Genomic DNA, 24373 nt, shown 5'->3' with positions numbered 1-24373 from the left:
ACAAAAAACTCTATTTTTTTATAGTCAAAGTAAAAGGGTTAATACGATAACCATGTGATGATCTTTGCCAACCAAGGGTTTGTATTACATCATCACGTTCAATACTTAATCCTAATTTCTCAGCCAATGTAGCTTTGATCGTTTTTTGCATCTTGTTTAATGGTTTTCTGATTTGATGTTCTAAATCTGCTTCTAAACTAAGTCCCAAGAGTTTTTCTAACTGATTAATATTGAGAAGTGTATGTTTTTCAGGTGGTAATTCTTTCTCACAGTCATGTAAAAATTGCTTGAACAATATTCGAAAAATATTAAGGCATGATGCAGCTTTTTTATTTATAACTTCAATACTATTAACATATACCATACCTTTAACTACTTGTAACTCCAAAAGTTTTGTTGGTATAATTGGTTCAACACGTTTAAGCGAAATATATGAAGCTGGTAAAACTTGCAAAGAAGTATTTTCTACCACCTCTGGTACTCCTCTTTTATCTGCCTCTTGGAATATCTCAGTTACAGTCTTAAGCTGACAAAACAGTTTCACCATTGGCACTACATATAGATTCAGCAATAGATTTGGTATATCTTTTTTTAGAGTGATGAGAACTGTCGGATGGACTCTAAGTTTATCTATAGTTAAAAATATCGCATCAGTACAAAAATCAAGGATTATTAGATTTACAATACGACCTTGATTACAAATATAATAAACTCCTTTTTCCACTTTTTCCCACATAAGTCTTGAATCATTCAACTTTGTTTCAAACCAGTCTATGACCTTTTCTGTATTTAAGTATATGGATAAGAGATGAAATCTCTGTTTTTGATAAGTATTAGGCAGAATATGACGAGAACAGTTTTCACAAATAGCGTCATCACATGCTTCATCAAAGTCTGAATCGATAAAAATCTCATTGCTACAACTTGAATCAATTACATTTGGCCAATCAAGATGATCTTCTTCACGAGAGCAAACAATATAATACCTTTCTTGCATTTTTATCAATCCAAGATCGAATAAGTATCTTGCTGCTTTAATATGATTTTGGCTTGGATTAATCCAGGAACCATTTGAACTTAAAAGATCAGCAATTTGCTCGTGAAAGAATTTTAAGACCATAAGATTGTTCCATATGTTTCTTCAGGTCCTCTCTTTCTTTTTTATTGAGTGGATGCTCTGAATAATAAACTTCCCCACTTATTTTGAAAGAAAATGTTACCTTTTTGTTTTGGAACATTACTTTAGCTGATTGAATAGATTGTAGTATGTTGCCAATAGCTGGCTTTAAAATATGTAACTCTGGTGCAATAGGATCATACGGTTTTACACTTAAAGTAAGATATGTATTACTATTTTTAAAATAATCTGACTTAAAATTTAACTCAAATATACAAATGTCAGAGTCAGAACCATCTATACATGCTTGAAGAAATTTGTGCACTTGTAGTGGAAAGTTCTTATCTTGTATATTTACAAAAGTACATTCGCAGTCAAAATACCCACTTACAATGCTATTTGCTATTTCCACAGCTTTATTAGTATTTTTAGCACAGAGATTAACCTGAGTGCCATCAAGAGAGAAATCTAAAATCATCCACTCAGGTTTATGACCATGAACAACTTTGTTTGAATTAAGCAGTAAATCCATGTCACTTCCTCGACGTACAAACATATATATTCGATCTTGATGATGGAAAAAACCCTGCAACTGGTCATCATCCTTAAGTATCTGCTCTACAGCTTCTTGTGACATAAACTCTTTAAATGAAGTGTTTATTTGTCTTGGTGATTTCTGTAGAGCAAATGATATGAAACCTTTCTTTTGTACTTTATCAAAATGATAGACAGATTTTAGAAATTCACAATTTATGTGAAACAGTAAAAATAACAAGGATCTTTTATCATACTTAGTATTATTTTTTATCAGGTACGATCTCATTAACTCTTGAGTGAGGGCAAATCTTGCTACTTCACTGACTGTAGCTTCAAGTTTCGTACGATCAAAGTAGCTAATGAGATAATAGTTAAAAAGAGAGTCAGAGTAACTGGCAAGTATCTTACGTTTTTGTTGAGTGGATCTATCATCGTAGTCTCCGTCTTGAAAAAGTTGTCCATTTAAATGATTTTTAAAGCAATGCTGAAAAATAATGCTCAGTTGTTTACCAGAAAGGGAATCTAACCAAGACTGACGTATATTAGAATCCTGAAAACGATCTAATAAAAGGTTAACAGGAACTTCTAAGTCGCTCTCCCAGAATTTATGACTTGGATAAATCTCCATAACATATTAAATAAGCCATGTTATACATAATATGATGATTTAGGCAAAGATTTTTTGGACATAATTTCTTCAAATCTTGTATATTTATTAGGGAGAATTTGTGTGAACTAGATAGCTTTCTTAAACGAGACATAAGGTGTGCATTGGTTTAGTTTAATAGAAGTCTCCTAACCTATAAAAAAATTCACAGGAAGAAAAACATGCAAAAAGGAGAGTTGGCTATTTATTGGGGTTATAAGCCTAATCGATTGGCAGATACATATCTAGCAGATGCTTATGAACAATTATTGAAATGTAAAATAAAGGAGGTGAAAGAAAATGACAACAGTAAGCTTATATGCAAGAGTTTCATCAAGACAACAAGCACAGGAGAATACGATAGAGAGTCAGATTGTAGAATTGGAGCGTCGCATTAGTAGCGATGGACATGAGTTATTAGATGAGCATAAGTTTGTCGATAATGGTTATAGTGGATCAAATTTAGAACGTCCTGGCTTAGAAAATTTACGTGATAGAGTAGCAGAAGGTAAGATTGATAAGATATATATTCATTCACCTGATCGGCTATCACGTAAATTTTCATATCAAATGATCTTACTCGAAGAGTTTAAAAAGGCTGGATCTGAAATAGTATTTTTGAATCATAAGTTTGATGATAATCCGGATTCCCATTTATTTCTACAGATTCAGGGAGCAATAGCAGAGTATGAACGTGCAAAGATTATGGAACGAAACCGTAGAGGTAAACTTCATGCGGCCAAAGCTGGGTGTATAAGTGTGATGGGTAGGGCGCCTTACGGTTATCGCTACATAGCAAAACATGTAGGTGAAGGAAGTGCTCAATTTGAGGTTGATGAAGAAGAGGCAAATATAGTGCGTAAAATATTTAGTCGGGTTGGCCAAGAAAGAGCAAGTATAGGAGAAGTTGTACATGAACTGAATAAGATACCGGTAATAACACGAACAGGAAAAAGGTATTGGAAAAGGAGCACTATTTGGAACATGTTAAAAAATCCTGCTTATATAGGACAAGCAGCTTATGGTAAAACTAGGACATGCTCAAAACCACAAGTAAAAAAATCAAAAAAAGGAACTTGTGGTAAACTTAAAAGTGGTCGCTTTAATAGTGATAAAGAGAATTGGACTTATATTCCAGTACCAAAAATAATCAATGAGCATTTATTTGATTCAGTGCAGGCACAACTAACTGAAAATAGGCAAAGAGCAAGAGTACGACAAAGAAGAGAAACATATTTATTGCAAGGTTTAATGGTATGTCAACGTTGTCAATATACTTATTGTGGTACAAACCACGTTCATAAAAAGTCGACATATTATTACTATCGTTGCTCTGGTACAAACTCTAGCAAATTCAATGGCAATAAAATCTGCGATAATAAATCAATACGCACTGATATATTAGATGGAGTTATATGGGAAGAAGTCAAGAGTATCTTGAAAGAGCCAGATAGGATTGCAAATGAATATCAACGTAGATTATCAGAGAACAAAAAACCTTTACATAATCAAACACGTGAAAAGCAAGAAAGTAAGTTAAGATTAAGTATCAAAAAATTTATTGATAGCTATGCTAAAGGGTTTATAAGCCAAGAAGAATTTGAACCAAGAATCACAACAATGAAACAGCATTTGAAAGAAATTGAAGAAGAGAAAGAAAGAACGCTTGATCAAAAAAAACTACAACAAGAATTGAGCCTTGTTACAGATAGCTTGAAAAACTTTTCCTCAAGTGTTGAATCAAAGCTTGATCAAGTGGATTGGCAGACTAAGCAAAATATTATTAGAATGTTAATTCATCAAATTGAAATCAATCACAATCACTTGTATATAGTATTTCGCATAAAAAGTCTTGCAAATTTTGATCAAAATAGCCATAATAGAATTATGCAATGTTGTACTAGCAGTCAAAAGGTAAGGATTACTTAATGTATCGGCGTCTTATGTTCAATTTTTTGCAGTATATAGATACTGTATGTCTTTACAAAACTTCATCTACATCTAGATTTTTATCTAAATAAGCTGAACGCGCTTATAAAGCGTTACAAGACATCAAAAAATGCCAATACTCGACAGAGATAGTAAAAGACTAGCTAACTCGGGGATTCTTTGTCTTTTTTTCTGCTTAGTAAATTTCTTAAACATTTGCAGCGTAAGTTAGTTGCAATTAAAAGCGGCTGAATCTCGCTTGTCAAGCGTTTAAAACATAAAAAACGCCAATATTTTAAAGCAGATAATAACCCCAGGGCTTCTTTTGCCTTTTTTTTATTTGGTAAATTTCTTAATATTTATGGCTAAACGACAATCGTCATCCCGCTGCTTGTTAGCTGATGAGATACCGCGGCGGTATGACGGTTCGCAGTGGCATGACGATAAGCTCGTCATCCCGCTACGTGTTAGCGGGATCTATGTTGAGAGATACCGCGGCGGTATGACAGTGTAGATAGTAATTCGTCATTCCGCTACGTGTTAGCGGGATCTAGAAATACCGTGAATGAATCGCGGTATGACGGTTTGCGATGGTATGACGATAAGCTCGTCATCCCGCTACGTGTTAGCGCCGCAGCGGTATAGCTATACTTAAAAATATGGTTGAATAGTTGTTAATAATAGTGTATAATTATTAATCTTTTCTCAGTATTTTTACTATGGCTCTTTCTAAATTTCTCGATCCAAAATTGGACCTAACATTTAAAAAAATATTTGGTACTGAGAGAAATAAGAATATTCTTATTCATTTTTTGAACGATATTTTAGGATGTACTGAAGTCAACACTATACAAGAAGTAGAATTCTTAAGCACCATTATGGACCCTGAAATTGCTTCTGATAAACAAAGCATTGTTGATGTTCTTTGCAGGGATTCTAGTGGGAACAGGTATATAATTGAGATGCAGCTCACTCGTGATAAAGGCTTTGAAAAACGTGCACAACTTTATGCTGCTAAGGCTTACTCAAGACAAGCTGATAAATCTGGTAAATACGTTGATTTAAAGAAGATTTTCTTTATCGCGATTTCAAATTGTACCTTATTCCCTGATAAGCTTGACTATATATCTAGCCATACCATAAGAGATGAGAAAACCAATGAGCATGACTTAAAAGATTTTCAATTTATCTTCATAGAGCTGCCAAAATTTCCTAAGAGTAGAGAAGAACAACTATAAAGTGTAGTAGACTGTTGGCTATTTTTTTTCAAATATGCAGATGAAACAACGGACGAAGATCTCAGAAAAATTGCGGAAAAATCACCAATAATAAAGCTAGCATATGATGAATTAGATAAGTTTCACTGGAATGAAAAAGATCTAATAGCTTATGAAGAAAGAATAATGGATCTGCGCAAAGAAGAAGCCATTCTTGAATACAGACTTGATCTTGCTAAAGAGGAAGGTAGAAAAGAGAGGGAAATTGAAGTCGCAAAGAATCTACTTAAAGCAGGTGTTTCTTTTAATATTATAGCTCAAACTACTGGTCTTTCTATGAGTGAGATCAAAGAATTGCAGAATTAAGTGTGAATGGTTACGAAAAATATAAGTTTTTGCGATAAACGACATAGTGATGTATTTGTTGTTCAGCATGTCAGTGGAATATTTTCTGAAAAATTTCCACATAACTCTTTCAGATTTCATAATATCTCTTGCCACTCATCTGAACAGATACCCATTTTGGAGGGATACCAATAATAGTTGTGAGCGGTACAAGTTTAGTCCATATACCTTCCAAGCATAATACGCTCACGAAACTTTAATGCAATAGCTTGATTTCTACTAAAAGACAGCATTATGCCAAGTGCGATGCTCGAAGATAAAAGAGAAGAACCACCATAGCTAAGTAACGGCAGGGTTATGCCGGTGGTTGGAAAAACACTCAATGTTACCCCTATGTTTATTATGAATTGTGTGATGAATTGCATTGAGATACCGAGAATCACTAACAGATTAAATAATTCATTTTCCCTATATGCAACGTAAAGCAAACGGGCGGAAATGATGCCAAATAACATCAATGTGGCTAAGCACGTAATCAAACCAAATTCTTCTGCTAAAACAGAAAACACAAAATCTGTATGACAATCAGGAAGAGAGGCTTTTACGCTACCTTCACCAGGTCCAACCCCAGTTAATCGACCTCTTTTGAATGCTTCTAATGATTTTGTGACTTGAAAGTTATCGCGCTGCGTAAAAAAGACAAAATTGTAAATCCTTTGCTTTATATGTGGGAGGCATAAGTAAGCTATTGTAGTTCCAGTTGTGGCCATTCCTATTATGCATAGAAAGTATAAAAATGGTATACATGCAATAAACATTTGACCAATAAAAGAATATGTTAAAAGCATAGACATACTGAAATCAGGTTGCAAAAGTAACAACACAAAAACTAACAGAAATATTATGATTGATATGTGTATTTTAAACTTCATTTCGCTGGCCAAGATACTAGCTATAACAACAGAAAAAAATGGCCTTACAAACTCAGATGGTTGAACTGAAATTTTGACAATATGTAACCATCGTTTCGCACCTTTTACCTCTATACCAAGTATTATCGCAATTGCTACTAGAATAGTAAATAAAATGAAACCTGCGAACGAGAGGTTAAGTATAGTTCTTGTGTTGAGAAAAGAAAATGTCACCAAGGTAATTAGTGACAGGACTATATAAATTGTGTGACGCCGTATAAAATAATCTTGTGGTAAAGAAAGACGCTGCGCAATTACAGGGCTTGCTGAATAAACAAGAATGAAGCTTATAGTGAGCAAAAAAAACACTGGAAGGATGAGATAGTAATCCAGCGTTCTATACCAGAGTTTAATATTCATTTTGTTCCAATGTGTAATGCCACTATTCCATAGCTCATATTATGAAACTCAACATTCTTAAAGCCTACCTCTTCAATTTCCATTTTAAAATCAGCCTGAGTTGGAAACTCTCTAATGCTCCTCACTAAATATTCATAAGAACTCTTGTCTTTAGCAACTATGCTGCCAATTTTAGGAATTACTTTAAATGAATATAAGTCATAAAGTTTGGTAAATATCTCATTTTGATAGTGCATAGGGGCAAATTCTAAGCAGATAAATTTTCCATGTGGTTTTAATACCCTGTGCGCCTCATTTAAAGCCTTCTTGCGGTCAGAAACGTTTCGAATGCCAAAAGCTATTGTGCAATAATCAAATTCGGAGTCTTCAAATGGTAAACTTTCTGCACTTGCACATACCCAATCAAAATTAATTTGGTTTGAATTTATAGCTTTATCACGTCCTCTGTTTAGCATGTTTTGATTTATATCGCATACTGTAACCTTAGCACTTGGCTCTTTTCTTACTACTCTTATTGCTATATCTCCAGTTCCTCCAGCAACATCTAAAACCTTAGAGTTTTTTGTAAAATGCACACTATTTACCATCTTATCTTTCCATAATCTGTGCATTCCGAGGCTCATTATATCATTCATGGTGTCGTAGCGACTTGCCACGGAATCGAATACCTCTTTAACTAATTGTGATTTCTTCTCGATTTTTATAGTAGACATTACGTAAAAACTCCTTTATAATTAGTAAAAATTAATTTGAATTAACACAAATGTCAACGACAGGCCTTGAGCCTGTTAAAATCTTCTTCAGCGTGGTATGATGACCGAGTTAGTGGGCTTGATGCAACCACTAGGAACCCTTTGGAGTAAGCGATATATTTATAATGCTCAAATTCCTCTGGGGTAACATACCTATCAAGTTTTGCATGTTTTGGAGTTGGTTGTAGATATTGACCAATTGTAATAAAATCAACCTCAGCACTGCGCAAATCGTCCATAACCTGAAGTATTTCCTCTTTTGTTTCTCCAAGACCAACCATAAGCCCTGACTTTGTGAAAACTTTAGAATTAATCTGCTTTACCATCTTCAGTAAATATAGTGAATGAAAATAGCGAGCTCGTGGTCTTATTTTTGCATACAATCTCGGCACTGTTTCAATATTGTGGTTATAGACATCAGGTGATGCAACAGCGATTGCTTCAAATGCTCCTTTCTTATTTAAAAAATCAGGAGTTAAAATCTCTATTGTTGTTTCTGAAGTTATCTTTCTAATTTCTTCTATGCACTGTATAAACTGATTTGCGCCACCATCTGGTAAATCATCACGATCAACGGAAGTAATAACAACATGCTTTAAGTTTAACTTTTTTATTGCTTTTGCTAAATTTTCTGGTTCATGAGGATCTAGTTTATCAGGAATGCCAGTTGCAACGTTGCAAAATGCACAAGCACGAGTGCAAACAGAACCAAGAATCATCACAGTAGCATGACGTTTATTCCAACATTCACCAATGTTTGGACATGCAGCCTCTTCGCACACTGTATGCAAGTTATGCAGTTTAACGATGTTTAAGGTCTCATTGAACACTTCACCGGTCGGAGCTTTTGCTCTGAGCCATTGAGGTTTGCTATGCATCTGAAACTGCTAACTCTACCTCTTGCTTTACTAAAACTTTTTTCAACCTTCTTTTTATCTTCTGCGCTTTCTCACTTAGTTTAATCGTTCTTGTGTTGAGCAAAAAAGCATCTAAATCACCTTTGTAATCTATAGTTCTCAAAGTTCTTGTTGCCACACGAAATCTAAACTTTTTATTCAATATATCACTTGTCAACGTAACCTTATGTAAATTTAAAAGAAAGGTACGCTTTGTTTTACGATTTGAATGTGATACCTTATTACCAAAAGATTTTTTTCTATTTGTTAATTCACAAACTCTACTCACTTCAATATACCAAATTATTCTATGTACTTAGATTACCTTATATAGTCAAATAGTCAATACTCTCTTGCTTAATTTTTATACCATATACTGCTTTATAGCCAAAAAATATCGTAATTTTTTCTATTATAAGAGAAATCATATGCTGAATTTCCAATGCTTTGCTGCCATTTGTTACTACCAGATGCAACACACCCGAATTTATATTCTGTGCATATGAGATCTTTTTCGGTTTTGTACACTCTGCTATTTCTTTCCCTACTATATTTCGCCAGTTTAAAATAAGACGTATTTCATTTTTGCTAATTTTATTTTTCATGCATTTTAATGCATAGTTTTCTATTATAGACTTTAATTTTTTTGGACCGCTACGTTTGAGCATTTTTCTGTTTTTTTAGTAGGTAGATAATATAAAAGTATACATATAACTTGAGATTTTGTCATTACTGCTACATGTTTGTGAGATACCGTGACGGTATGACCATAATCGTCACTCCGCAACGCATATTGCATAGTCGTCATTCCGCGGCGTGTTCGCGGAATCTAGCTCTGGTCACGCTACTTAGATGACAACCTTCTAACTGCTTTACAAACCTCTAGCCTCACACCGTAAAAGCAGTATTTTTATGCAAAACTTATCTCAACGTAGCACTTGTCAAGATCGTTCCATTTACCAAATTTTGTGCTGTCATCTTTGCCTCATAATTAACCTTATAGCTGTTTTAATTGTAATTAGTTAAATTATTATTAACTTGCCAGGCTAGATCCAAAAAATAGCATAATCCATATGCAAATTGTAATAGAAATCACGTTTGCGTATGGTTTATTGCTATGCGGTTAATCTTTCCTCAATCCAAGCTGCCTGAATGGCTTCGAGTATTTTCTCGTTACAGCGTTTTTCATCATCATCAAATTCCTCTAAACTCAAGACCTTTTTTTTAAGCTCAGTGAATCTGATACTAATTATATTCTCATTTGGAAATTTTTCCTCCAGAGCTTCCACAATATCTTCTATATCAAGCCATTTCATACTTTTTTGTATTTATCTGCTAAGTTAAATTGGTGCCCATGGGGAGACTTGAACTCCCAAGGTCGCAAAACCCACGGATTTTAAGTCCGCTGCGTCTACCGATTCCGCCACACGGGCTTTTTTTATCTATCTAGAGTAAAACTCTACTACTAAATTGACTTCCATGTCTGCTGAATAAGGAACCTCAGAATATTGAGGTGACCTCAAATACTTCACTGAATGCTCTTTACTATCTGCTTCTAAATAATCCGGAGCCTTGCGCTCTTGTTTTTGTTCAGCCTCTACTACTACAGGGATTTTTGCTGCCCTTTCTCTTATTTTTATTATATCACCTGGCTTCACTCGATAACTCGATATGTTAACCACCTTATCATTAACTGTAACGTGCTTGTGAGATATGAGCTGCTTTGCTGAGTAAATTGTTGGAACAAGACCAGAGTGGTATAAAACAGAACTTAATCTCGATTCTAAGATACCGATAAAATTATCAGCCGTATAACCCTTTCTGTTATAAGCATCTAAAAATGTACGTCTGAGCTGCTTACTTGAAATCGCATAGTAAAACTTAAATTTCTTATGCGCAGCAAACTGCTTACCAAAGTCGGATAACTTCTTGAATCCAAGAATACCATGTTGACCTGGAGGGTATTTCCTTTTGTTTACTGGGTCTTTAGCTCTACCCCATAAATTTACACCAAGTCTACGGCTAATCCTATACTTTCTAGTGATAACAGTTGTCATATAAAAACTCTCACGATTTAACTTTAGATTATTAAGGATTTTAGCACTCAGTGTCAACTTGTTTTTGCTGATATAATCTTTTATACTTCATTTTTAAGTTTTTCTATTAACACATGAATCATTCACATTTGGAATCTATGGCAAACGCCATCCGTTTTTTATCAATTGATGCAGTACAAAAAGCAAACTCTGGACACCCAGGTATGCCACTTGGCATGGCAGATGTTGCAACTGTTTTGTTTGCTAAATATCTGAATCATAATCCTGATGATTCTAAATGGTTCAATAGAGATCGCTTTGTTTTATCAAACGGTCATGGGTCAATGTTACTATATTCAATATTATATTTGACAGGTTATATTAGCATAGATGAGCTAAAGAACTTCAGGCAAATGGGATCCAAGACCCCAGGTCATCCAGAGTTTGGCTTGACTTCCGGAGTAGAGGCAACAACAGGCCCTTTAGGGCAGGGGTTTGCCGCTGCTGTTGGCATGGCACTTGCTGAATCGATACTTGAAAAGCAGTTTAGAATCAATCACTACACTTACGTGATGCTAGGGGATGGCTGTCTTATGGAAGGAATAAGCCATGAAGCAGCATCACTTGCTGGGCATCTTAAATTGAATAAGCTTATAGCTCTTTTTGATGATAATGATATTTCTATAGATGGCGCTACTTGCCTTTCCTGTTCTGACGATGTAGAGAAACGCTTCTTAGCGTATGGATGGAATGTTGACAAAATTGATGGCCATGATTTTGATGCCATATCCTTTGCAATAGAGCAAGCAAAAAAGTCTGATAAACCTACAATGATCTGCTGCAAAACCATTATCGGAAAATTTTCAAGCCGTGCTGGCACATCCTCTGCTCACAGTGGTGCTTTTTCGGAGGAAGACATCAAACAGATGAGAGAGAAATTAAACTGGAATTATGAACCATTCCATGTACCAGAAGATGTGAAAAATGCCTGGAAGAAAACTGTTGAGAGAGCAAAACAAAATTACAATTCATTGTCATTCCAGTGCGTGACACTGGAATCCAGAGAAAAAAATGAAGAACTAAAAAGAAGACTTGATAAGCGTTTGCCGGATAATATCGCTGGTGTTTTAGCTGACCTGAAGAAACAAATATGTGAGCTAATGCCAAACGAAGCTACTCGATCTTCTTTTGGTAGGGTAATGGAACTTTTAACACAACATATGCCGGAATTAATCGGCGGTTCTGCTGATCTTACCGGGTCAAATTGCACTAAATATAAGCACATGCAGGTAATAAATAGCAATAATTATAGTGGCTCTTATGTCCACTATGGAGTGAGAGAGCACGCTATGGCAGCATGTATGAATGGTATGGCACTTCACGGCGCGATTCTTCCTTATGGCGGCACTTTTTTGGTATTTTCCGACTATTGTCGTCCTGCTATACGTCTTTCAGCTCTGATGAAGCAGCAGGTTATGTATGTCATGACTCACGACTCAATTGGAGTGGGAGAAGATGGCCCAACTCATCAGCCAATAGAGCATTTAGCCTCTTTGCGTGCTATACCAAATCTATATGTTTTTAGGCCAGCCGATGCAGTTGAAACTCTGGAGTGTGTTAGCATTGCACTCGAAAAGAAAGAATCTCCAGCACTGTTTGCGCTCTCAAGGCAAAACGTAAGTTACATGCGCAAGTTCTACTCTGATATCGATCAATCTGCTAATTTATCGAAGTTTGGTGCATATATTTTGTGTGAATGTTCAAAAGAATTAAAAGTGACGATATTTGCTACGGGGTCCGAGGTTGAAATTGCAGTTGAAACAAGGGAGAAATTGCAGGAAAAGGGTATAGGTACAAGGATTGTTTCTATGCCATGCTGGAGGCTTTTTGACGAGCAAAGCGATGAATATAAAGCGGCAATATTAAATAATGACAGCATTAAAGTTGCAATTGAAGCCGGAAGTGAAATGGGTTGGCATAAATACATAGGTTCAAACGGTATATTTATTGGCATGAAAAGCTTCGGAGAATCAGCACCTTATAAAACACTTTATGAGCATTTTAATATCAACGCTGATCATGTGGTAAAATGTGTGTGTGAGAAACTGGTTTACATTCAGTAGACTTCTTGCATAACCATATGAAAGCCCACTCTTCTTTGTCATTCCAGCGCGTGACGCTATTTCCATCCAAGATGATGTCATTCCAGCACTTGACACTGGCATCTAGTTTTCTTTACAAATTCACCAAAAGTGCTTCATTCTATAACGCAAAACCCATACTCACCAAACCCAATGCATTACTTGCAATTAAGTTTCCTGGATCCCAGTGTCTGGGCACTGGGATGACACCTCTGGGCACTGCCGTCATAAAGGAACCAGTGTCAGCTACTTGAATACATACCACCATGTCATTCCAGCGCGTGACGCTGGAATCTAGTAAACCTCTGGCTATATTATGTCATTGCCTTCTGAACTACTTGGTGATTCTAATACAACTGGTTGATCAAATTCAGATGATGATTGTGTTGGCTCATCAGACCCAAACAACCATGAAAAAAACCCACCAAAAAATGATGCAACTAATGAAAAAGGCTTCATAAGTATACTAAACAAACTACCAAAAAAAGAGCTCGGCTGTTCTTCTGTTTGTGCAGGTTCTGTGGAAGCAACATAATTTACACCGTTGTCTTGTACATCAGTTCCTTGTCCTGCACTGGTGGTCCCCTGTTGTGTTTGTGGTGTTCCACTCCCCGAATTTACAGTTTTATCAGCTTCTTGCTTTGTAATGTCTGATCCTGATTGAGCATCACCTTCTTGTTTTTCTTTCTCTCGTGTACCAGCATCTTCCTCTGAATTTTCTTCATTGTCCGTCGATGGCTTAGAACCGTCGCCAGGGTTTTTTGCATTCCTTAATAGAGCTTGTATTTCTTTATCAGTGGCTAAATTTAAGGGAGTTTTTTCATTTTTATCTTTTATATTAACATCTGCCCCTTTATCCAATAGAGCTTGCACCACCTGCTGATAACCACTTTCAGCAGCAAAGTGTAAAGGAGTCTTTCCACCTTGATCTTTTGCATTAACATTGATCCCTTTTACTTGCAGTAGGGCTTCTACTACCTCTTTATGGCCCTTTTCAGCAGCCCAATGTAGAGGAGTCTTGTTATCTTGATCTTTTACATTAACCTTTGCTCCTTCACTTATTAGACGGGTTACTTCCTCAATATTACCTTTTCTAGCAGCCTCAAGTAATTTAGCTGTGTTTTCTAATAGAGTTTGTATTTCTTCGTTAGCAGCTAATTTGAAAGGAGTCTTTCCATCTTTATCTACTGCATTAACATTTGCCCCTTTATCCAATAGGGCTTCTACTACATCTTTATGGCCCCATACAGCAGCAATATGTAAAGGAGTCTCTCCTTTATCATTTTCTACCTTAACATCTGCTCCTTCACTTATTAGACGGGTTACTGCATCAATATCACCTCTTTCAACAGCCTTAAAAAAATTATCTCTACTTTGTGAACTACTCATCCTACACCTCTTTGTAAAACTATATTGTTATGATAAAGCCGTTAATAATCTATGAGCTCTCACCCCCTGTAAAATTATATTATCATGATAAAGTCATTAATAACCCATGAGCTCTGGATCACGCAAATAATGGTTATTCCCTGTGTTTTTCAGTACATTTGAGCTGGCTGTACATAAGAATTGCAATTGTAGAGCATGCTATTGTTAATAGTAAATTTGGTAAAATACCATAGCGAAAAAATTTTCCTACTATATATATTCCAATAGCCCCAAACATCACATTGCAGAATGAGAGAACTGCACTACCAAGCCCTATACCTTTGATCGTTTCTAAAGCAGAAGTTACGTTATTGCTTATTATTAATGCAAGTCCGATATTGGCTGGAATCCAAACAGTTTGAAGAATTAATATATTTAACTTGTCCGCTAAATAAAAATATACCAATAAACTATCGGATATTATCGGTAACACCAAACCTATTATTAGCATTTTGCTAACCCCTACTTTTGGTACATACCTTCTATTAATTAAAGTTCCAATTATGTAAAATATGACTATGATCGATATGAGGTAGCCAAAATACTGTACTTCAATGCCCATCGATTCAAATATGAAAGGGTAGTTAGCAATGTATGCCCAAAGCCACATGAAAGTTAATCCATGAATGGCTGAAAACCCAAGGAAACGATAATTTCTAAATATTGATATATATTGCTTGCAGATATTAGTAGTTATGTTAGTTATACTGGTTTCATTTTTATTTACAGTGAGTGTTTCTTGTAACTTAAAGTAGATAAAAATAAGTATAGCAATTGCTGCAAGTGATATAATAAAAAACAAAAATTTCCAACTATACCCATGTGAAATTATATAACTGCCCACCACTGGAGCTATTCCAGGTGAGAGTGCCACAACCATATTTAATTTTGAAATGACTCTCGAGTATTCACTACCCGAGTACATATCCCTTATTGCTGCATACCCAACAACACCTGCAACACCAGCCCCTGTTCCTTGTATGAAGCGAATTAGTATCAAGAGCGCAATACTGTCGGCTATATAACACATGACACTTGCCAAAGTAAAAATTGTCATACCAATCAGCATCATTGGACGCCTACCATAATGGTCCGATAATGGACCATAAATTAAGCCAGATACTGCAAATCCAACTAGATTCAAGCTAATTGTAAGCTGCACTACACTGCCTTCTACTTTAAAATAATTGGCAATGCTTGGTAGTGCAACTGAGTATAGGTCAGTTGCCATATCGACAATTGCTACAGACAATATCATAATAAGAGAGATGATATTTTGCGGAAGAGCTGTTTTCACTTAATGATTTACTGGATTAAATATACTTAATTATAATGTATTTTTTTCATTAGTATAAGTACAATGTTACATAGTAAACGATGTCATTCGAGTAGCGGACACTGAAATCTTAAGCTAAAATCATGAAAAGCCTGAATTTCAATACCTTATCTTTGATTATTCACTTTAAGCTTTAAGTCTTCAACAGAAGATGCATTTGCCTCACTTACTACCTTTAGTGGTTCACCAAGATTATGCTCTATTTTTATATTACGCTCAGGATCGTACTCTATTCTTGTATCAAACTCAAAGCCCAATTTCTCACAAAGTTTTTTGAAATACTCAATAAGCTTATTTATAATATAAGTAAGCTTATCAAACAAACCGTCATCACCAGCTTTATAGTCCTCTAACTCTTTAGGAATGGTAAGCAATACCTTACCGTCTTCATACGTCACATTTTCATCCTTACATTTCAGCTTAAACTCCGCTGAACTGCAAAAACCTGGTGTTTCGATATATGTACAATCATCATAGTTAAGCATTTTTGTATATTTCATGCTAAAACTAAGCTTTATACAATTGGGTTCACGACAATCCATAATATACTCTCTTGTCATACAGTTGCCTTGCGTTGACAAATGAAAAGATCCAAGAGCTTGATTCATATCATTAGGAAGAAAATGAGTATATCCGCCCTGATAATAGTTATTTATTAACTCCTCAATAATAGAGTTATTGGGAATTGTTGCACCAACGTGTTTAAACATTTCTGTAAAAATTTGTCTGAGAAATGGACGATAATTCTCTTTTCCGTTTTCATCCCGTAGAATTAGATTTTTATGGTTTGAATACAGATTGTTAATAAATTCGTTAGTTATTTTTTGTCCGTTAATAGCAAGGCCGTGTGTTCTATTAAGATCCTTATATGTTCCCTCACCAGAAATTACTTCGTCCCAAGTGTTAGCTTTGAAATCAGCATATTTGAGCTTCTTCACTTCAGCTTTCAACGCATTGACCATTTCCTTTGACATGTTATATCTCTACCATTAATACCTGTATATTAATTTTAGCACTTACTTTATTAAATTTCAATTACTCAAGACCTTCGCTTCCGTATTATCCAATGAATCACCATAAGTCACTGCTTTAAGGAAAAGTCGTTTTCCTGGTTGCACTTCAAAAGATATTATTGAATCATCAAGTAGAACAAATTTTTCACCTGTGGTGTGCTGATACTCTTTGGTGCCTTCTTGCCCTCTAATTAGGTTGCTAAGCTTATATTTATTTTTATCTATTAGTTCAGCACTCTGGAACTTTATCACCTCTTTTCCAACCAGTGCTAAATTGCTTACATTTATAGTACTAACGTTAGTGCTTGTAAAACCCTCTTCCGTCATCCCAGTGCCCAGACACTGGGATCCAGGAGAAATATAGTCAAGCGCTGGGATGACACCATCACTTAAATAATGGTTATATGAAGAACTCAATATACCAAAACGTAGCACTACTATAAGCCCCTCGTCGGTAGATTCCATTACATATCCGTAAGTAGACTGCTTGTTTGTGCTTGCAATAGGCTTATAATCCTTATCGTTGTACGAAATAAAGAGTGTTGCTCCCTTCCAATTCTTTTCCTCACTAATTAAAGTAAAGCTTGCACTATTACCTTTAATATCCGGTAAATCTATCATTTCTACGATGGTTTTGCTAATGTGAGAGGGAGGGTATTCCTTCAGCATAAGTGACCTTGTTGAAGGAAAAGAAAGCTTATATATAGAGTGATCATAACCAACGCCAATTACTTGAATGGACATGCTTTCGAATTTTGTTTTTATAATTCTCACCGTATGCTTTTTCTCACCGTCTAAAATCGTTATTACATCACTTGGCACAAGCCACGCATATTTTATCGGCAGCTTGAAATTGTATATATTTCTCTCTTGCCACGAAGAATAAAGTAAAACCTCAGCTATATTTTGCGCCTCTCCCTCCTCCATAATGAGCGGTATTTCAACTGTTATAGCAGCGCCTTGCTTTGGCAACTCAGCATATTTAACATCAATTGGATAGCCAAAATTGCGATTAAAATAAACGACGTTAACTTTATTGTTTAAATCTAATTGACTGATATTAGCAAGTTTTGAATTGTTACTGAAAACCATTTCACCAATTGGTATTCCAGTCGTAACTCCCCTGCCCTTTTGGACAAATTTCAGTTTAGAGTCCTGTTCAACCACATCAAAAAATAGCAACTTTGCAGCATTTTAATAATTGAACGTACCGATTGCTGGTCGTTTATCACATACCCAGACAATAACCCTTTGACGTTGCTTGCATCGAACTGATCGCTTTTTAAACCTGTTTTTTGTAACAGATCCGATAAAACATCGGAAATATTAAGCTGTGAAAGCTTTCCCTGAATCCAATGTCCTGTCTGCCAATTATGGCAGTCAGTCCACATATCACACAAATTGGGGAAATAAGGAAATGGCCTTGCATCCCATGCCCAGAGAAACATTTTTTCTACCATTTCTGAACTTTGCCACTTTTTTAGCGTTCCTTCAATTGCAATTTTTTGCGAAAGAAAGCTCACCTCTCCGTTTGAATATCGTGGATATTTGCTCTCTATGCTGCCTTTGTCAACAAACACATTTGGCTCATTAGTGCAGCCGTTCATACTGGGAAATCCATATTCAGTAAACCATATTTTTTCATTTTTGGTTGCCATTTTGTTTTACTACCACCGGGGTTTATGTGAGTTTCACTCCACCATTTCTCTATATTTTTCCACGCATACCTGCTGTCGTTATACTTTACTTTTTCAGACTCACTCTTTGAGTAATCATAGAAATAATCATACCCCACTCCACTGCTCCAACCACCCATTACATCTTCCGCAGAATAGCCAAAAGGAGGCTCTGGACCATCAGTCAGTGGAAAATAAGCATCTATGCCAACAACGTCGATGTACTCTGAAGACCACAGTTCATCCATATTATACCAACCATCATATGAATGGTATTCGCTCCAATCTGCAGCGTAGGTAACTGTTACTTCTTTTCCAAGATTAAGTTTTATTCGCTTTGCAAGCTTGACCAGCTCTATAACGGCAGGGTAATTCCCTTGTTCATCCCTGATTTTGGTAAGTTGCGCAAATTCAGAACCAATGATAAACCCTTCCACTTTAGTTTGTTTGGCAATGCTTGCATAATGCTCTATAAATTTGTTGTACTGATTCTTAAAAAAATCACTTATATCTTCAGGAGCCCCACTCAATCTTCCTCGCCACTCTTTGTTCTTTGTATCAAGTAAGGGCATTGGATAGAGCATCACCTTATAACCTCTGCTGTGCAGCTCTTCTATATATCTAGTTAACTCTGCATCACTAACTGTGCCACCATACCTTGGGTTTCCACTCGCATCTTTTGAAATTAGCTGAGCATTATCTCTGGTTACACCCCCTACTTGCCAATCATCAGGTAATATCGCGGAATCATCTTGAAATTCAACTGCAGGGTATATTTTACAATCTTTAATGTTCAGATTATTCACAAACCAATTGACTACCACCGACACCAACTCAACATTTGGCAAATCTTCTTTTAATTGATCCAAAGAAAGCATTGCATCGCTCTTTTTAGTGTGGTTGTTGTGATTTACCCTTTGCGCCAGCCCATATGGGATATATTGGTTGCTGCTTATTTTCTCTTGCGCGATTTTCTTCTGTATTTTTGTATCATATACAAACTCACCTGAACCTGGTATGATATTGATATTCCGAATATTTTTTGCTACTGAAAATTCATTTGACTTTACTGCAGTTTGCACTTCAAACGTAAATACCGGAACATGATTATTATAGTCTGCTAAAGGAAAATTCTTGATGACTATGTAAGATATTCCCCTATAAGCCGGCACATTCCCCTCTCCTTCAATTGATGACATAAATGGATCAGGATTTTGGTCTTCTCTGCCGCTGTAAAAAGTATAATCTATTTCATCAAAGCTAAGTGATGTTGTATCTGCCCAGATTCTGTTTAATTTTTCTACTTTCCCCTTGCAGATCGCAATTGCAAGCGTTGCATAGTAATTATATGTAACGTTCATACCTCTTCCAATTTTACTTTTGGTGGTTATCGCCTCTTCTTTTATTGGCTGTGCCCAAATAATATTCCCTGCAACACGAGCAGTGCCATAGATAATTGGGATCGTTCTGCCGTAGGTTGAGGTTTGAACTTGCAGATTTTTTAGCCTTGCCCCATGCGTTACTTTTTGCTCGGCTTCAAGGCCGAACATTGCCCCATCTAGCTGTGCACCAAGAAGAGCACCAAGTTCTGAGCCGATAATCCGGCCAATTGGCCCAAAAATGCTGCCTGCTTGACCAAAAATTGATGATAAAATTATTGTAGACATGGTAATCCTCCTTTTTGTTTCTATAGTTAATGTAGGCTCTACGTCATGCCGCCGCGCCGCTAACAAGCAGCGGGATGACGAGCTTATCGTTATGCCGCCGCGAACCGTCATACCGTCACGGTATCTCTAGATCCTGCTAACACGTAGCAGGGTACTTAACCGTCATACCGCGATTCATTCGCGGTATCTCTTAGCCGCTAACAAGTAGCGGAATGACGAATTTGTCGTTTTACAGCCACTTGGATGACAATTTGCTACTAAATAGTAGGAAATTCAATAATTTACAATGAATAGTTGAAGTTTGTAATTAAGAAAAGCACATGGTGTAGCTATAATCATTGTAAGCAACAATAAGAAAGTGCGGAAGTAGAAATTTGAGTTGACAAAATAAGAAAAAATATAGTATATTAATAATATTGATATTAACTTAAACTAATTATGCCAGCAGTAGTAAATACACCAGACAACATACAAAGACCGTCAAAATTAAAAAAAGCAAAAGAAATTCTGCTAGCTCCTGTAAGGTGGCTAATCATAGGTTTATCTGTAGTACTTTTGATAATATTTGTTATTTCTTTCCTGATGTTTCTCTCAATCGCCAATGTATTGAGTAAGCTATATCTTTTTGCAGGAGGCAAAGCACCAGAATGGTTAGAGCAAAGAGCTGAAGCATTTATGGAGGCAGCACGTATTCCACAAACAACGCATGATACTGATGTAAATGATGCAATTAATATTAACGTTCAAAAGCTAAAAGAAAACTACGGTGAGCCTGATATTGATGATAAGTTTATAGAGGAAATAGAAGGATTTATTGATCAGTTAGAGTGCATAGCAAATGGCACACAAAAAGCTGCAGATAAAGATCAACTTACAGAAGATGAGAAAAAACATGCACTTGAGTGCTTGAAGCGTATAAAAAATAACCCTGGTACACATAGTGGAAGCGGGTTAACATTGAAGCAAGTTTTAAATTTAGTTTGGAAGGCTTGCAACGATCAAACTAGAGCAAATAATATAGCTATTAATACCCGCATATCACAGAGAAAATATCAACTGGTTAAACATTTAGTAGAATCGCAAACAGAATACGGAGTGCGTGGTGGTCGTGGTTCAAGTGCATGTTTTACTGGCACATTTAACAGTATTGTCTCTTCCTTATACACTTTTGAAGAGTTTTCCTTCTTGCAAAAAGCAGATAAGAATACTATAAAGCAGGAATTTGAAAATGAGCTGCAAAAAAAAGGGAGAAGAACTATTTAATCAGCTTTCCAATGATAAAGAAAAAAAAGAAGTTGCAGAAGCTTTAAGTAATCCTTCTACAAATTTCTTTTCAAGCTATGTAGAGTCATTTAAAAACCACTCTGCACGTGCAGTTTTAGGTGATAAAGAATGCGACAAATTAGTTAAAACTCATTTTAGTAATCTTCAGTACAATAAAACAATATCACGCTTTACCTAAAGTAATCACTTAACTAACGGCAAAGTGATACCATGCTGATTCATGTATTTTCCTTTCATATCATCATATGATTTCTCGCATTCACTTTCGCCGCTTAAAAATACGAATTGGCATGCGCCTTCATTAGCGTAAATTTTTGCAGGAAGTGGAGTGGTGTTTGAGAATTCGAGTGTGACATGACCTTCCCATCCAGGTTCTAAGGGAGTAACGTTTACTATAATTCCACATCTTGCGTAAGTTGATTTACCAACACAAATGACCAGTACATTCCTTGGTATACGAAAATATTCCACTGTACTTGCAAGCACAAAGCTATTTGGTGGAATTATGCATACGTCTGTTTCTTTATCTATAAAACTATTCTCAGAAAAATTTTTAGGGTCCACGATGGCTGAATTAACGTTAGTAAAAATTTTAAATTTATTATCCACTCTTGCATCGTAACCGTAAGATGATAGTCCGAAAGATATAACACCTTTGCTGCTTTTGTGATTCACAAAAGGCTCTATCATTCCAAAGTTTTCAGCTTTTTCTCTTATCCATTTATCTGGCATAACTGCCATAACTGTTCCTTAAAGTTGTGTAATACTTACAATAATATAAAATAAAATTTAAATGTAAACTGTAGCTTTTGTCATGCAATTAAAGCTTTTCAGTTTGATGTTTTGTTACAATAATTAGATTTATGTTCTTAACTAAAAATAATGCTTAGAAACTTTCTCCTGATTTTTGTATTCGTATTATTCACGCCGCCGTCAAATGCTGATGCCAGGAAATACATCAGAATTGTTGGATCTTCAACTGTTTTTCCTTTTATCTCGTTTATAGCCGAGGAGTTCAATCGTGTATTCCCTTTTAAGACTCCAGTTGTGGAATCAATAGGAAGTGGATCAGGGTTCAAAATGTTTTGCTCAGGAATAGGGGAAGACACGCCAGACATCACCACTTCATCTCGCCCTATGAAGGAAGTAGAAAGAGAACTATGTAAAAGAAATAAAATTAATGAAGTGATAGAGATCATCATTGGCTATGATGGAATTGTCATTGCAAATTCAAATCAAAGCCATAGATTTGATTTCACAAAGAAGGACTTATTTGAAACTTTATCTGCATATTCTCAAGAAAATGATAAATTAGTAAAAAATAATAAGAAGTTTTGGTCTGATGTAAATCAAGCCTTACCAAAAACAGAAATTGAAATTTATGGTCCACATCAAAATACAGGCACATACGAAACTTTGGTTAATTCTATTATGCTTGATCAATATTCATGCATGAACTCGAGAATTTTCAAAGAGAATTATAAAGATCAGGAAGAAAGAAAGAAAGCATGTGGTAATATAAGGGATGACGGAAGGTATATAGAAGTTGGAATTAATGAAAACATAATAATACAAAAATTGAAAAGTAACAAGAACGCTTTAGGGATATTTAGTTTTAGCTTTTTAATGAGGAATCAAGATAAAATACAAGGGAGCACAATTGCAGGAATTGAGCCAACTTACGAAAATATATCATCGGGAAAATATATATTAGCAAGACCTCTATACCTTTATATAAAGAAAGAACACCTGGATACTGTTGATGGATTAAGAGAATTCATAAAAGAAATTATAGATTCGATCGGCATTGAAGATGGGTACCTATCTAGGCTTGGTCTAATTCCACTTTCAAGTGAAGATATAAAGAAAGCTTCAGCAAAGGTTTATGATATAACGTGACGGCAACGTTTCTTTTATATTCTTTGTTCTAGCGTAGTCAGACCCAGCGCGGCGCGCTGGGATGACAATGGATTACTAATTAGACAGTTCTGCGTTGTTGCAACACCCCAGAAACAACCGGGTCCGAGCTTTTCGTATTTGGGCTTTCTGATTTCTCACAAACTCCTCCAATATAAGCTAGTACAGCCAATGCTGAAACTGCTAAAACTTCTAAAACTAATGCAACTACAGGATATGCCAGCACATAGGCTGCAATAGCACCAACTACGCATAGTTCAACAACGCCCAGAGCGATCTTCCCTTTGTGTTCACTCCAGAAGTTTGTATCGTTTTTTTCTGGGGTTTTGTTGTCTGCAGTTGGTGCAGAGTTTACGGTGTTTTGATCTAGATCAGTGTCATCTATAAAGTTAAGATCATCATTCTCAGACGGATCCTGATTGATTTCTTGTGAAAATCGAGTCGCATACTCTTTATCCCATGCTATCTGATCATTAATCTTGGCATTATCTAGTTCATTTTTACTAAGTTTTTCCTCAAATTCTTGAATCAAATCTTGAAAGCATTGCTCACCTACTCCAGGTATTTTAGCAAAACGTTTTTGTGCACATGTAAGTTTATCCATTACATAGTTATTTCCATTGGGCTCGAGCCCAAGGAGCCCTGGAGAAGCAGCATCAAACATTAATTTAAAGCTTTCTTTTATCTTTTCCACATCTTCTTGGTTCAATTCTTCACTATATTCAACTTTCAGAGGATAAACTAAAAGGGCATCTACTCTTCCACTACTCCAATATACCTCTCGCTCTAAAACCCTTTCTACATCTTCACCACAATTCTCTAATGCTGCTTTAACTTGATCAATATCAAGGTTTTCTATTGCTTCTTGTAAGTTGGAATCAAGATCCATTACCCACTTGTGATCTTCTATTTTTTGAACAACTTGTACAAGAGCAAAATATTCTGTGCTATGAGGGTCAAATTTTCCTTGAAAGCGTTTAAGATCATCTATTGTATCCGTAAAATATGGTTGATCTTCAAAAGATTTTGTTACCTTGTAATCACACAAAAAATCACGAGTTTTTTGATCAGCTTCCTTCCAAATTAGTTCAATGATCCCTACTTT

At 35.8% G+C, this 24373-nt stretch carries 21 protein-coding genes, 1 tRNA gene and 2 pseudogenes; 7 read left to right on the top strand and 17 right to left on the bottom strand.

The features are described 5' to 3' along the window. Positions 1 to 10 precede the first annotated feature (10 nt). Positions 11 to 1120: a hypothetical protein gene (locus OPR39_RS06615; RefSeq protein WP_265039179.1), complete on the bottom strand. Its 1110-nt coding sequence runs from the start codon at positions 1118 to 1120 to the stop codon at positions 11 to 13. Beyond that, positions 1086 to 2282, bottom strand: a complete 1197-nt coding sequence (locus OPR39_RS06610) for a hypothetical protein (protein WP_265039178.1) — start codon at positions 2280 to 2282, stop codon at positions 1086 to 1088. Before OPR39_RS06610 ends, OPR39_RS06615 begins: the two co-directional genes overlap by 35 nt. Positions 2283 to 2600: 318 nt before the next feature. Between OPR39_RS06610 and OPR39_RS06605 the strand changes: the two genes are divergently transcribed. Further along, positions 2601 to 4229 carry a recombinase family protein gene (locus OPR39_RS06605; RefSeq protein WP_265039411.1) on the top strand — a complete coding sequence of 543 codons (1629 nt, stop codon included), beginning with the start codon at positions 2601 to 2603 and terminating at the stop codon, positions 4227 to 4229. A 719-nt stretch (positions 4230 to 4948) separates the two neighbouring features. After that, positions 4949 to 5812, top strand: a pseudogene (locus OPR39_RS06600) (Rpn family recombination-promoting nuclease/putative transposase). Positions 5813 to 6006: 194 nt separating this feature from the next. Here the strand turns inward: OPR39_RS06600 and OPR39_RS06595 are convergent. The 8 genes from OPR39_RS06595 to rpsD all read right to left on the bottom strand — a co-directional run bounded on the left by OPR39_RS06595 (position 6007) and on the right by rpsD (position 10827). Next, complete coding sequence (locus tag OPR39_RS06595) at positions 6007 to 7122, bottom strand: FtsW/RodA/SpoVE family cell cycle protein (RefSeq protein ID WP_265039409.1); 1116 nt, start codon at positions 7120 to 7122, stop codon at positions 6007 to 6009. Beyond that, positions 7119 to 7835, bottom strand: coding sequence for a bifunctional demethylmenaquinone methyltransferase/2-methoxy-6-polyprenyl-1,4-benzoquinol methylase UbiE (ubiE, locus tag OPR39_RS06590; RefSeq protein ID WP_010962557.1), 717 nt, complete (start codon positions 7833 to 7835; stop codon positions 7119 to 7121). The genes OPR39_RS06595 and ubiE overlap by 4 nt, the downstream gene beginning before the upstream one ends. Positions 7836 to 7888: 53 nt before the next feature. Then, positions 7889 to 8752, bottom strand: a complete 864-nt coding sequence (gene lipA / locus OPR39_RS06585) for a lipoyl synthase (protein ID WP_015589076.1) — start codon at positions 8750 to 8752, stop codon at positions 7889 to 7891. Next, entirely contained in the window at positions 8745 to 9059 is a 315-nt protein-coding gene (gene rpmB / locus OPR39_RS06580; protein ID WP_006279619.1) for a 50S ribosomal protein L28, read from the bottom strand. Before rpmB ends, lipA begins: the two co-directional genes overlap by 8 nt. Before the next feature lie 37 nt (positions 9060 to 9096). After that, the gene (locus OPR39_RS06575) at positions 9097 to 9438 is read right to left on the bottom strand and encodes a DUF721 domain-containing protein (RefSeq protein WP_010082513.1); all 342 of its coding nucleotides are present in this window, start codon (positions 9436 to 9438) and stop codon (positions 9097 to 9099) included. A 447-nt stretch (positions 9439 to 9885) separates the two neighbouring features. Next, entirely contained in the window at positions 9886 to 10086 is a 201-nt protein-coding gene (gene iscX / locus OPR39_RS06570; protein WP_007552114.1) for a Fe-S cluster assembly protein IscX, read from the bottom strand. 30 nt (positions 10087 to 10116) lie between these two features. Continuing rightward, positions 10117 to 10203 (bottom strand) — tRNA-Leu (locus OPR39_RS06565). 9 nt (positions 10204 to 10212) lie between these two features. Continuing rightward, positions 10213 to 10827 (bottom strand): 30S ribosomal protein S4, encoded by a 615-nt coding sequence (gene rpsD / locus OPR39_RS06560; protein WP_010962555.1) that lies wholly within the window; start codon positions 10825 to 10827, stop codon positions 10213 to 10215. A gap of 113 nt (positions 10828 to 10940) precedes the next feature. Here rpsD and tkt point away from each other — a divergent pair, with 113 nt between their 5' ends. Both tkt and OPR39_RS06550 read left to right on the top strand, forming a co-directional pair. Beyond that, on the top strand, positions 10941 to 12929 hold the full coding sequence (tkt, locus tag OPR39_RS06555) for a transketolase (RefSeq protein ID WP_015589077.1): 1989 nt from the start codon (positions 10941 to 10943) through the stop codon (positions 12927 to 12929). A gap of 17 nt (positions 12930 to 12946) precedes the next feature. Continuing rightward, positions 12947 to 13201 carry a hypothetical protein gene (locus OPR39_RS06550; protein ID WP_167482804.1) on the top strand — a complete coding sequence of 85 codons (255 nt, stop codon included), beginning with the start codon at positions 12947 to 12949 and terminating at the stop codon, positions 13199 to 13201. A 55-nt stretch (positions 13202 to 13256) separates the two neighbouring features. Here the strand turns inward: OPR39_RS06550 and OPR39_RS06545 are convergent, their stop codons facing one another. From OPR39_RS06545 to OPR39_RS06525, 5 genes and pseudogenes are all read right to left on the bottom strand, one after another. Then, positions 13257 to 14336: an ankyrin repeat domain-containing protein gene (locus OPR39_RS06545; RefSeq protein ID WP_265039406.1), complete on the bottom strand. Its 1080-nt coding sequence runs from the start codon at positions 14334 to 14336 to the stop codon at positions 13257 to 13259. 133 nt (positions 14337 to 14469) lie between these two features. After that, positions 14470 to 15633, bottom strand: a complete 1164-nt coding sequence (locus tag OPR39_RS06540; RefSeq protein WP_265039404.1) for a multidrug effflux MFS transporter — start codon at positions 15631 to 15633, stop codon at positions 14470 to 14472. 185 nt (positions 15634 to 15818) lie between these two features. Continuing rightward, the gene (locus OPR39_RS06535) at positions 15819 to 16685 is read right to left on the bottom strand and encodes a hypothetical protein (protein WP_265039402.1); all 867 of its coding nucleotides are present in this window, start codon (positions 16683 to 16685) and stop codon (positions 15819 to 15821) included. Positions 16686 to 16742: 57 nt separating this feature from the next. Next, positions 16743 to 17891, bottom strand: coding sequence for a phage tail protein (locus OPR39_RS06530; protein WP_265039400.1), 1149 nt, complete (start codon positions 17889 to 17891; stop codon positions 16743 to 16745). Beyond that, a pseudogene (locus OPR39_RS06525) lies at positions 17867 to 19278 on the bottom strand (baseplate megatron protein TIM-barrel domain-containing protein). Before OPR39_RS06525 ends, OPR39_RS06530 begins: the two are co-directional and overlap by 25 nt. Positions 19279 to 20505: 1227 nt before the next feature. On the opposite strand from OPR39_RS06525, the gene OPR39_RS06520 reads away from it, so the two are divergent. Then, positions 20506 to 21330: a hypothetical protein gene (locus tag OPR39_RS06520; protein ID WP_265039398.1), complete on the top strand. Its 825-nt coding sequence runs from the start codon at positions 20506 to 20508 to the stop codon at positions 21328 to 21330. After that, positions 21296 to 21529 carry a hypothetical protein gene (locus tag OPR39_RS06515; RefSeq protein WP_265039396.1) on the top strand — a complete coding sequence of 78 codons (234 nt, stop codon included), beginning with the start codon at positions 21296 to 21298 and terminating at the stop codon, positions 21527 to 21529. Before OPR39_RS06520 ends, OPR39_RS06515 begins: the two co-directional genes overlap by 35 nt. A 5-nt stretch (positions 21530 to 21534) precedes the next feature. Here OPR39_RS06515 and dcd read toward each other — a convergent pair whose 3' ends face one another. Then, the gene (gene dcd, locus OPR39_RS06510) at positions 21535 to 22092 is read right to left on the bottom strand and encodes a dCTP deaminase (RefSeq protein WP_006280485.1); all 558 of its coding nucleotides are present in this window, start codon (positions 22090 to 22092) and stop codon (positions 21535 to 21537) included. A gap of 141 nt (positions 22093 to 22233) precedes the next feature. On the opposite strand from dcd, the gene OPR39_RS06505 reads away from it, so the two are divergent. Then, on the top strand, positions 22234 to 23250 hold the full coding sequence (locus OPR39_RS06505) for a substrate-binding domain-containing protein (protein WP_015589083.1): 1017 nt from the start codon (positions 22234 to 22236) through the stop codon (positions 23248 to 23250). 79 nt (positions 23251 to 23329) lie between these two features. On the opposite strand, the gene OPR39_RS06500 is transcribed toward OPR39_RS06505, so the two are convergent. Further along, positions 23330 to 24316, bottom strand: a complete 987-nt coding sequence (locus OPR39_RS06500) for a hypothetical protein (RefSeq protein WP_265039393.1) — start codon at positions 24314 to 24316, stop codon at positions 23330 to 23332. Positions 24317 to 24373 lie beyond the last annotated feature (57 nt).

The sequence above is a fragment of the Wolbachia endosymbiont (group A) of Yponomeuta plumbellus genome, assembly GCF_947251575.1.
GTDB lineage: Bacteria > Pseudomonadota > Alphaproteobacteria > Rickettsiales > Anaplasmataceae > Wolbachia > Wolbachia pipientis.
Note: the sequence above shows the minus strand (reverse complement) of the source record. Positions and strands in the feature narration are given on the sequence as shown.

What these genes read in the sequence shown, in the direction of transcription:
- OPR39_RS06605 (WP_265039411.1), top strand. Translation starts at nt 2,601, where the DNA reads ATGACAACAGTAAGCTTATATGCAAGAGTTTCATCAAGACAACAAGCA.
- OPR39_RS06545 (WP_265039406.1), bottom strand. Translation starts at nt 14,336, where the DNA reads ATGAGTAGTTCACAAAGTAGAGATAATTTTTTTAAGGCTGTTGAAAGA.
- ubiE (WP_010962557.1), bottom strand. Translation starts at nt 7,835, where the DNA reads ATGTCTACTATAAAAATCGAGAAGAAATCACAATTAGTTAAAGAGGTA.
- OPR39_RS06540 (WP_265039404.1), bottom strand. Translation starts at nt 15,633, where the DNA reads ATGATATTGTCTGTAGCAATTGTCGATATGGCAACTGACCTATACTCA.
- OPR39_RS06515 (WP_265039396.1), top strand. Translation starts at nt 21,296, where the DNA reads ATGAGCTGCAAAAAAAAGGGAGAAGAACTATTTAATCAGCTTTCCAAT.
- OPR39_RS06610 (WP_265039178.1), bottom strand. Translation starts at nt 2,282, where the DNA reads ATGGAGATTTATCCAAGTCATAAATTCTGGGAGAGCGACTTAGAAGTT.
- OPR39_RS06535 (WP_265039402.1), bottom strand. Translation starts at nt 16,685, where the DNA reads ATGTCAAAGGAAATGGTCAATGCGTTGAAAGCTGAAGTGAAGAAGCTC.
- OPR39_RS06595 (WP_265039409.1), bottom strand. Translation starts at nt 7,122, where the DNA reads ATGAATATTAAACTCTGGTATAGAACGCTGGATTACTATCTCATCCTT.
- dcd (WP_006280485.1), bottom strand. Translation starts at nt 22,092, where the DNA reads ATGGCAGTTATGCCAGATAAATGGATAAGAGAAAAAGCTGAAAACTTT.
- OPR39_RS06520 (WP_265039398.1), top strand. Translation starts at nt 20,506, where the DNA reads ATGCCAGCAGTAGTAAATACACCAGACAACATACAAAGACCGTCAAAA.
- OPR39_RS06550 (WP_167482804.1), top strand. Translation starts at nt 12,947, where the DNA reads ATGAAAGCCCACTCTTCTTTGTCATTCCAGCGCGTGACGCTATTTCCA.
- OPR39_RS06615 (WP_265039179.1), bottom strand. Translation starts at nt 1,120, where the DNA reads ATGGTCTTAAAATTCTTTCACGAGCAAATTGCTGATCTTTTAAGTTCA.
- OPR39_RS06505 (WP_015589083.1), top strand. Translation starts at nt 22,234, where the DNA reads ATGCTTAGAAACTTTCTCCTGATTTTTGTATTCGTATTATTCACGCCG.
- rpsD (WP_010962555.1), bottom strand. Translation starts at nt 10,827, where the DNA reads ATGACAACTGTTATCACTAGAAAGTATAGGATTAGCCGTAGACTTGGT.
- OPR39_RS06575 (WP_010082513.1), bottom strand. Translation starts at nt 9,438, where the DNA reads ATGCTCAAACGTAGCGGTCCAAAAAAATTAAAGTCTATAATAGAAAAC.
- lipA (WP_015589076.1), bottom strand. Translation starts at nt 8,752, where the DNA reads ATGCATAGCAAACCTCAATGGCTCAGAGCAAAAGCTCCGACCGGTGAA.
- tkt (WP_015589077.1), top strand. Translation starts at nt 10,941, where the DNA reads ATGAATCATTCACATTTGGAATCTATGGCAAACGCCATCCGTTTTTTA.
- iscX (WP_007552114.1), bottom strand. Translation starts at nt 10,086, where the DNA reads ATGAAATGGCTTGATATAGAAGATATTGTGGAAGCTCTGGAGGAAAAA.